The organism is Arthrobacter sp. Cr_A7 (assembly GCF_029222765.1).
Taxonomy (GTDB): Bacteria; Actinomycetota; Actinomycetes; order Actinomycetales; family Micrococcaceae; genus Arthrobacter.
The window spans coordinates 1-8,551 of the sequence record NZ_JARHXQ010000145.1; the positions used below are offsets into that span (position 1 = coordinate 1).

At 66.0% G+C, this 8,551-nt stretch carries 10 protein-coding genes; 8 read left to right on the top strand and 2 right to left on the bottom strand.

Translation table 11 applies throughout. From position 1 onward, the window contains the following. The 6 genes from P2Q66_RS08965 to P2Q66_RS08990 all read left to right on the top strand — a co-directional run. Window positions 1-1,105 (top strand): MFS transporter (locus P2Q66_RS08965; protein WP_275727368.1); only part of this gene is annotated, 1,105 nt, incomplete at its 5' end. Continuing rightward, entirely contained in the window at window positions 1,065-1,442 is a 378-nt protein-coding gene (locus tag P2Q66_RS08970; protein ID WP_275727370.1) for a metalloregulator ArsR/SmtB family transcription factor, read from the top strand. The genes P2Q66_RS08965 and P2Q66_RS08970, both read left to right, overlap by 41 nt. A gap of 60 nt (window positions 1,443-1,502) precedes the next feature. After that, window positions 1,503-2,153, top strand: a complete 651-nt coding sequence (locus P2Q66_RS08975; protein ID WP_275727372.1) for a hypothetical protein — start codon at window positions 1,503-1,505, stop codon at window positions 2,151-2,153. A gap of 87 nt (window positions 2,154-2,240) precedes the next feature. Beyond that, window positions 2,241-2,879: a copper resistance CopC family protein gene (locus tag P2Q66_RS08980; protein ID WP_275727375.1), complete on the top strand. Its 639-nt coding sequence runs from the start codon at window positions 2,241-2,243 to the stop codon at window positions 2,877-2,879. 305 nt (window positions 2,880-3,184) lie between these two features. After that, window positions 3,185-5,512, top strand: a complete 2,328-nt coding sequence (locus tag P2Q66_RS08985) for a bifunctional polysaccharide deacetylase/glycosyltransferase family 2 protein (protein WP_275727377.1) — start codon at window positions 3,185-3,187, stop codon at window positions 5,510-5,512. A gap of 94 nt (window positions 5,513-5,606) precedes the next feature. After that, window positions 5,607-5,921, top strand: a complete 315-nt coding sequence (locus P2Q66_RS08990; protein ID WP_079598708.1) for a hypothetical protein — start codon at window positions 5,607-5,609, stop codon at window positions 5,919-5,921. Window positions 5,922-5,927: 6 nt separating this feature from the next. On the opposite strand, the gene P2Q66_RS08995 is transcribed toward P2Q66_RS08990, so the two are convergent. Together P2Q66_RS08995 and P2Q66_RS09000 are read right to left on the bottom strand one after the other, a co-directional pair. Then, window positions 5,928-6,413: a GNAT family N-acetyltransferase gene (locus P2Q66_RS08995; protein ID WP_275727380.1), complete on the bottom strand. Its 486-nt coding sequence runs from the start codon at window positions 6,411-6,413 to the stop codon at window positions 5,928-5,930. A 56-nt stretch (window positions 6,414-6,469) separates the two neighbouring features. Next, on the bottom strand, window positions 6,470-7,210 hold the full coding sequence (locus P2Q66_RS09000; RefSeq protein ID WP_275727381.1) for an MIP/aquaporin family protein: 741 nt from the start codon (window positions 7,208-7,210) through the stop codon (window positions 6,470-6,472). A gap of 47 nt (window positions 7,211-7,257) precedes the next feature. Here P2Q66_RS09000 and P2Q66_RS09005 point away from each other — a divergent pair, with 47 nt between their 5' ends. Together P2Q66_RS09005 and P2Q66_RS09010 are read left to right on the top strand one after the other, a co-directional pair. Next, the gene (locus tag P2Q66_RS09005) at window positions 7,258-7,932 is read left to right on the top strand and encodes a helix-turn-helix domain-containing protein (protein ID WP_275727383.1); all 675 of its coding nucleotides are present in this window, start codon (window positions 7,258-7,260) and stop codon (window positions 7,930-7,932) included. Between the two features lie 145 nt (window positions 7,933-8,077). Beyond that, window positions 8,078-8,500, top strand: a complete 423-nt coding sequence (locus tag P2Q66_RS09010) for an arsenate reductase ArsC (protein ID WP_275727385.1) — start codon at window positions 8,078-8,080, stop codon at window positions 8,498-8,500. Window positions 8,501-8,551: the final 51 nt, after the last annotated feature.

Genomic DNA, 8,551 nt, shown 5'->3' on the forward strand with positions numbered 1-8,551 from the left:
CGCTCCGGTGATCAACGCGGTGGTGGCCCGGTTGCCGAAGAAGCCCGTGCTGATTGGGGCCGACCTGGTCCGTGGCGCGATGGCGCTGTGCCTGCCGTTCATTACCGAGGCATGGCAGATCTACGTGGTGGTGTTCCTGCTGCAGTCGGCATCGGCCACCTTCACGCCCGCGTTCCAGTCGTTGATTCCCACAGTTCTGAAGGAGGAACGGGACTACACGAGGGCCCTTTCCCTGTCCCGGCTCGCGTACGACATGGAAGCCCTGGTCAGCCCCGCCGCGGCGGCACTGCTGCTGACCGTCGTCAGCTACAACAACTTGTTCCTGGGCACCGTGTTCGGGTTCCTGTTCTCGGCGCTGATGGTCGCCATAACCATCCTTCCGAAGATTGAGGCGACCGCTGCGCCGGCATCATCGCTCTGGCACCGGACCACCCTCGGCGCCCGGATCTTCTGGCGGACCCGCCGCCTGCGGTCCCTGCTGGCCCTGAACGTGGTGGTCGCCGCACCCACTGCCATGGTCCTGGTCAACACCGTGGTCTACGTCCGTGACGTGCTCGGCCGAGCCGACACAGACCTTGCACTGGCGCTGGCATGTTTCGGCGTCGGCTCCATGCTCGTTGCCCTGTTTGCCCCGCGGGTACTGGAGCGCTTCGGTGACCGCTCCGTGATGCTGACCGGCGCGGCCGTGATCCCCGCAGCACTGGCCGGTTGCGTGGCCGTGGTTGCCTTCGCTGCGCCGGAAGCTGGCTGGTGGTGGCTGCTGGGGCTGTGGTTCGTCCTTGGCGCGGGCAATTCAACCATCCTCACGCCGTCGTCCCGGCTGCTGCGGGACGCCTCCACGGAGGAGACCCGGCCCTATGTGTTCACGGCCCAGTTCTCGCTCTCACACGCCTGCTACATCATCGCCTACCCCCTTGCCGGTTGGGTGGGCGCTGCCGTCGGCATCGGCTGGGCAGCAGTGGCGCTGACAATCCTTGCGGTACTGGGTAGCGCAGGAGCCTTCCTGTCCTGGCCCCGGCACAGCAGCACGGAGGCAGGCCGGCCCGTTATCGAGGAGAAGCCCGTTGAGCAGCCAACCGAGCAGTCCTCCCAGCACCGGCACTGAAGAACCCTCGCTGATCCATGCGGTCGCGCCCGAGGCGGAGCTGCTGGAAACGGCCGCCGGGACGCTGCGGATGCTGGCCGAACCCACCCGGCTGCACCTGCTCTGGCAGCTCGCCCAGGGTCCCAAGAGCGTCACGGAACTCACGGCCGCAGCCGGCGTTCCCCGGACAGTGGTCAGCCAGCACCTGGCCAAGCTGCGCCTGAGCGGACTGGTGGACACGCGCAAGGACGGCAGGCATGTCATTTACTCGCTGCATGACGGGCACTTGATTAGGCTGATCCGGGAGACCATCAACCACGCAGACCACCGGGTCACCGGCGAACCCGTCCACGACTGACACCGGCTCAGCGGCAACCTGGGGGCAGGCCCGCCCGCTCCGAGTATGAAAGGCAGGACCATGCCCGCACAGCCGCCCCTGCGCTTTCTCCGCTCCGGCGTGATCGCGGGCTCCGGCATTGGGCTCGCGGCTGCCGCGCACACCGCCGCGGGCGGGCACCTGCCACCGGTTCCGGTCCTGCTCCTGCTGGCGGTTTTGTGTATGGCCCCGGTGATGCTGCTCTCCCGCCGCCGCTTCCGGCTGCCCATCATGGCCCTCATCCTCGGCGGGAGCCAGGCGGCCCTGCACTCGGCCTTCACCGCACTCTCCGGACCGTCAGTGCATTGCGCCGGACCCGGCGTCGCCGCCCACGGCCACCATCGGGACATCACTATCCCCAGCTGCGCCGGCACACCAGGTTCCGCCGCAGAGCTGACGGGTCACGCCCTGGCTGCGCTGCCCGCCCCGGCCATGCTGGCAGCGCACCTGCTCGCCATCGCCGCCACCGCCGTCGTACTGGCCCGCGGAGAGGCCGCACTTTGGCAGCTGAAGGCGTGGCTCGCCCCGCTGGCCGCCATCCTGCATCCTGTCCGGCTGCCAGCCGCGTACCGTGTCTGCGCTCTGCCGAAAAAGGCCGTAATGAAGCGGCACACGGCAGTCCGCATTCCGCCGCGCCGCGGCCCGCCGGCTGCCTCCGGGCGGACATTGTCGGCCATCCGCACGCCCGCTTGACCACGGCGGGCCCCTTTACCTTCCCCGAATTACGTCCGGCCCGCCCTCACGCCTGGCCGGACACAGTCCCTGAAAGGACAACCACCAATGAGCTTTCCCATCCGCCGCGTACTGACCTCAGGCGCAGCAGCCGCTGCCCTCGCCCTGGGCCTGCTGGCCAGTGCCGCGCCAGCCCAGGCCCACGACGCCCTGGCGTCCACCAGCCCTGCCGCCGGTGAAACCGTCACCGCCAATCCCGGCAAAGTCTCCATCACCCTGACGAATGCACCGGACACCGGGCTTCCGGGCTCGAACATCATCACGGTCACCGCCCCCGACGGCCACGTGGTCAGCGAGGGTGACATCGCCGTCGATGGTGCAACCCTCAGCATCAACGCCGCCATCGACCACGACGGCGAACATACAGTTGAGTGGCGGGCCGTCTCCGCCGACGGGCACCCCATCGACGGCAGCTTTACGTTCACCTACGCCGGAGCCGGGAGCCACGGCCCGGAGGAGACGTCGACGGCGGCGGCCACCACGGAACCATCACCCACCTCAGCTGCCACCTCAGCGGCCCCGAGCCCGGCGCCTGCCACCGAAAGCCCGGCAGCCGCGTCCGCAACGTCCGGGCAGGACAATACGGGCCTGTTCATCGGCATCGGCGCAGTCCTGCTCCTCCTGGTCGCGGCCGGCGCTTACTTCATCGGCCGCCGCGCCAAGGGCGGCACCGGCGCCTCCCAGTAGCTGCGTTGCCTTGATAAGCCCGTCCGGCACTTCGCCGGGCGGGCTGATCTTTTTGGCTACCGGAGGATGTACCCGCACTGCCGCCTCAAACGTCTAAGCAGGTATGGCAAGGAAAAAATTCGAGTACATACTTCGGATGTTTTCTGAGGCTGCGTCTTCTACAGTCGGTAGGAAGGCGGTCCCTCGGGGTTTTGCTGTGCCCCGGTTCCAGATGGGCAGGTCAGGCCCCGATCTGATTTCATCCATGGTCGCTGTGTTTGGCCCTGTCAAGACATGTGCAGGTACGGTTCCTTCGCTAGGAAGTCATGACTGACCCAGCGCCCCAGATTTCACCTGGCCGGGCGCCAGTCTTCTTCGATGCCACAGGCAACCGCTGGCGAAGAATTTTGGGCCTTGTGTTTGCCGGGCTTCTGCTGGTGGTGCTGTCCATCGTTGCGATCCTCCCGGCCGCGACCGCTCCGGTACGCCCGGCACAGCAGAACCAGGCTGTGGCGTATCCACGGCAGCTGCTGAACCTGCAGGACCTGGAGAGCATCCCAAGGATCGGCCCCGACAAGGGCCTGGCCACATTCCACCGGATCGCAGTCGTAGAACGAGTGGATGGAAAAACGCTGCTCGAGGATCCGTTCAGTGACGCTGTCTGGAGGGAGGCAACTCCGGATGAGACATTACTGATCGGCGCCAGTCCGTACGTCGTTGAGGCCTACGGCCTGCCCCTGGAGCGCACGCTGATGCTCACCTTCGACGACGGCCCTGACCCCACCTACACGCCCGAAATCCTGGATCTGCTCTCCCGGGAAGGTGTTCCGGCAACCTTCTTTTCGGTGGGGGACAACGTGGTCAAATATCCCGACCTGTTGCGGCGCATTGTCCGCGAGGGCCACATGGTGGGCAACCACTCTGAATCCCACATCGACTTCTGGTCCCACGACGATGTGTACAACCGCCAGCAGATCATCGGGATGGACCGGATCATGCGTGCGGTCAGTAACTACGAATCCAGGCTGTTCCGGATCCCCACCGGTGACCCGGAGAACAACACACTGGCGCTTTTGCTTTCCCAGCAGCTGGGATATCTCCACGTCAGCTTTGACCTTGACACCCGCGACTGGGAGCACGGACCGGCCGAATCCATTGCACTGCCGGAATTGAGCGGCCCGGGCCACGTTGTGCTCGTCCACGACGGCGGCGGCGACCGCACCGCCACGATCGACATGCTCAAGGAGTTCATCCCCCAGGCCAAAGCCCAGGGCTACACATTCACCACGCTCCAGCCTCTGCTGCCACCCGAGTTCGTGCCGCAGCACAACGTGCCGGCGTCCATAGAGGACAACGTAACCCTCGCTGCCCTGACCTCTTACCTCGTTACCCCCAACGTGCTGCTCACCTGGCTGTTCTGGTTCGGTATCGGCTCCCTGACCATACTGACGTTCCTGTTCGTCATCCTGGCGCTGGTCAACAATTCCCGGCAGAAAAAACGTCAATGGGATGAGGTCAAGGAGACGGAATGGCCCTTCGTCAGCGTGGTCCTGCCCGTGTACAACGAAGAACTTGTCGTGGCGAAAACCCTGGATGCCCTTCGAGCCAGCGACTATCCCCTGATGGAAGTGGTGGCAGTCAACGACGGGTCAACCGACGGGACGCTCGCCGTGCTGACGGAGTATGCCACGACGTGGGCGGCACTGCGCGTCATCAACCAGCCCAATGGCGGCAAATCGGCTGCGAGCAATCACGGCATCGACGAGTCGTGCGGCCAGGTTGTGGTCACACTGGACGGGGACACCCTGTTCGAGCCGCAGACCATCAAGATGTTTGCCCGCCATTTCCTGGCACCCCGCAGCGGCAAGGAAGTGGGGGCAGTGGCCGGCCACGTCAAAGTCGGGAACCGGCAGAATCTCATCACCGCATGGCAAAGCCTGGAGTACCTCTCCGGCATCTGCGTCACCCGCATGGCCGAAGGGCTAATGGGCGCGATTTCCATTGTCCCGGGTGCCTGCGCTGCCTGGCGCCGGGAGGCACTGGTCAGGGCAGGAGGCTACTCCCACGACACCATGGCCGAAGACGCAGACCTGACACTGTCACTGCAGCGGCTCGGCTACAGCATCGTCCAGGAGAACCAAGCAGTTGCCTGGACCGAGGCACCCCTGACAGTGCGGGGGTTGTTCAAACAAAGGCTCCGGTGGACCTACGGCAACATCCAGACCCTCTACAAGCACCGGGCCATGATCTTTAACCCCAAGTACGGCGCCCTGGGCATGCTCAGCATGCCGTACGCGCTGATCTCCGTGCTGGTGCCCCTGGTCTTTATGCCGCTGACGGTGGTCGTCGCCGTCATCAGCCTCACTCACGGGGAATGGCAGGCCATCGCGATCTTCTCGGCTTTCGTCGCAGCAACCCACATGCTCATCTCCATCGTGGCGGTACTGATGGTCCATGAGAACCTGCTGCACCTGCTCATGGTGCCCGCGTACCGGCTGATCTACGAGCCCCTGCGGGCCTACGTCGTTTTCGGATCGGCCATCCAGGCCTTGCGCGGTTCCGCCGTGGGCTGGTACCGGCCGGCACGCACCAACAGCGTGGACCTTTCCGAAGCATCCGGGAAGCTGGGCCCCTTGGCGCCCAGTTCCACCTGACTGGGGCAGGCCATTCGGGCACAACACGTCCCAGGGTTATGGGGGGAGAAGGGATGAGTCCTGTGGAACCACTCTGCGTACAGCTGGAGGTGCTGTGGGCGAGATACTGATGGCGATAGCAACGGCGTTTCTCATCCCAGCCCTCAGCGCTGTGTGGTCCCGCCGCCGCAAAAGCGATGCCGAAGCGGCCGAATCACTCATATTCGGGCTCTTGATCCTGGCAGCGGCCATTTCGTGCTTCTACTTCGGGCTCACGCTGCCGATCGCGGTTGACGTCGAGGTGCTGGAAACGCTCCTCGTCATCCTGAAAATCATGCTGTTTGCGGCCGGAGTCTTCGGCGGGATGGCGGCAGCCGCCATCATCTGGGAATCCTTCAAGGGCTTCTCAGAAGGCACGAAACGAGGATGAGCAGGCTTAGATGACAGGGGAGCGGCGTTCGATCAGGATGGTGTCACGCCATGTGCCGCTGAGGGGCCCGTGGCTCATTTGGGCTATGCGCTGCCGGCGCCCGACCACGACGTAGCCGTTGGCGAGGTGCAGTTTGAGGCTCGCTTCATTCTCGGGGAAAACGCTGGCTTGGATGGTCCAGATGCCACCGGCTTCGGTGGAGGCGGACAGGGCCCGCAGCAGGGCCGTGCCAACCCCGAGGCCGCGAGCTTCTCCTGCAACGTACACCGAGTGTTCCACGACGCCCGAGTAGACGGGGCGGGCTGACACCGGGGAGACAGCGGCCCAGCCCACGATGCGTCCATCCGCCGTCTCGGCGACGAGGCGATGGGCGGGAAGGCGGGAAGCGTCGAACCTGTCCCAGCCGGGCGCCTGCGACTCGAACGTGGCCTGGCCGGTATCGATCCCCTCCTGGTAAATATCCCGGACGGACGGCCAGTCCTCCGGACGCATGGAACGGACAGTCAGGGTAGGGGGCGCCGCTGGGGTCATCCACCCATTAGACATGCCTACGGCTTGGCTGCCTGGCTGCCGTGCGGGATAACGACGTCGTCCGCGGCGCGCGCGGCGGCCGGGAACAGCAGGAGCAGCAGGCCCACACCGACGGCGGCGCCCACCAGCTGGGCGACCACAAACGGGGGCACGGAGCCCGGTGCGATGCCGGCGAAGGTGTCGCTGAAGATCCTGCCGACGGTCACGGCGGGATTGGCGAACGCGGTTGAGGACGTGAACCAGTACCCGGCCCCGATGTACGCGCCCACGGCGGGTGCGGCGAGGGCGCCGCGGTTGGTGGCGGCCAGGGCGAAGATCAGCAGGACCAGCCCGGCGGTGGCCACCACTTCGCCCAGCAGGTGCCCACCGCTTGCCCGGTCCTTGGCGGAGAAGGAGGTCCCGACGTCGAACATTGCGTTGGCGAGCACGCTGCCACCGATGGCCCCGGTGACCTGGGCGGCGACGTAGGCGCCGAGGTCCGGCAGGGCCAGGCCCGAGCGGCTGCGCCGGCCAAGGAACCAGTCGGCCAGGGAGACGACGGGGTTGAAGTGCGCTCCGCTGACCGGGCCGAACACCAGGATCAGCACCGTCAGGCCAAGGACTGTGGCGGTGCTGTTCTGGAGCAGCTGCAGGCCCACGTCGTTGGGGGAGAGCTGCTGGGCGGCGATCCCGGAACCCACAACGATGGCAACGAGCAGGGCGGTGCCGAGCAGTTCGGCCACGGCACGGCGCCACAACGGCGGCTGGTTCAAAGTCATGCCTCCAAGCTTGACGCACCGAGAATACCTCAGTCAAAATTGAATCAATGAAGATTGAGCCAGCTTCCGATTTTGAAGTGCGCGTCGCCCGGCATGCGGCTCTCGCCGATCCGGCGCGCCTGCGCATCGTTGACCTCCTGACGCTGGGGGATTTCTCGCCCACGGAACTCCAGGCCGAGCTGGGCATGTCCTCCAACCTGCTCGCACATCACCTGAAAACCCTGGAGGATGCCGGCCTGGCAACCCGGCAGCGCTCCGAGGCGGACAGGCGCCGCAGCTACCTCCGGCTGGCCCCCGGTGCCCTCGACGGGCTGGTTCCCGGCGCGGTCCACGGCGCGCAGCGGGTCCTGTTCGTCTGTACGCGCAACAGCGCCCGCTCCCAGCTGGCCGCGGCCCTGTGGCGCCAGGCGAGTACCGTCCCGTCAGTGTCCGCCGGGACGCACCCCGCGGACCGCATCGCCCCCGGGGCCGTCGACGCCGCCCGCCGCCACGGGCTCCACCTTCCCGCCGTTGCGCCCCAGGCCCTGGGTGACGTCGCCGGTGACGCGGATTTCGTGGTGACCGTATGCGACAACGCGCACGAGGAACTGACCGGGCTGGCGGGAATCCACTGGTCCATCCCGGACCCGCTGCGGCTGGGGACCAAGGACGCCTTCGACGCTGCCTTTGCCGACATAGCCAGCCGGGTCACGGACCTCGCGCCCCGCATTACGGCTGCTTGATCCCGCCGTGGAACTCTTCACAACAACATATTGACATTTATCAATGTATGGCCAGATACTCGCTATATCGATCATCATCAATGTTCGGTTTGGGGAGTGTCAGCACCACCGCAGTCCAGACCCAACCGATACCAGGAGACAACCCGTGAGCACCGAAACCGCCAAGAAGCCCTCCGTCCTGTTCGTCTGCGTCCACAACGCCGGCCGTTCCCAGATGGCCGCCGCGTTCCTCACCACGCTCGGCAAGGGCCAGATCGAGGTCCGCTCCGCCGGGTCCCAGCCCGCCGACAAGATCAACCCCGCCGCCGTTGAAGCCATGGCAGAGCTGGGCATCGACATGTCCGCCGAGGTGCCCAAGGTCCTCACCACCGAGGCCGTCAAGGAGTCCGACGTGGTGATCACCATGGGCTGCGGCGACGAGTGCCCCTACTTCCCCGGCAAGCGCTACGAGGACTGGGTGCTGGAGGACCCGGCCGGCAAGGGCGTCGACTCCGTCCGCCCCATCCGGGACGAGATCAAGAGCCGCATCGAGGGCCTGATCGACTCCCTGATCCCGGCCGCCAGGTAGCTCAAACCTAAACAGGGGAGGGGGTGAGCCTCATGACCAACGGATGCTGCG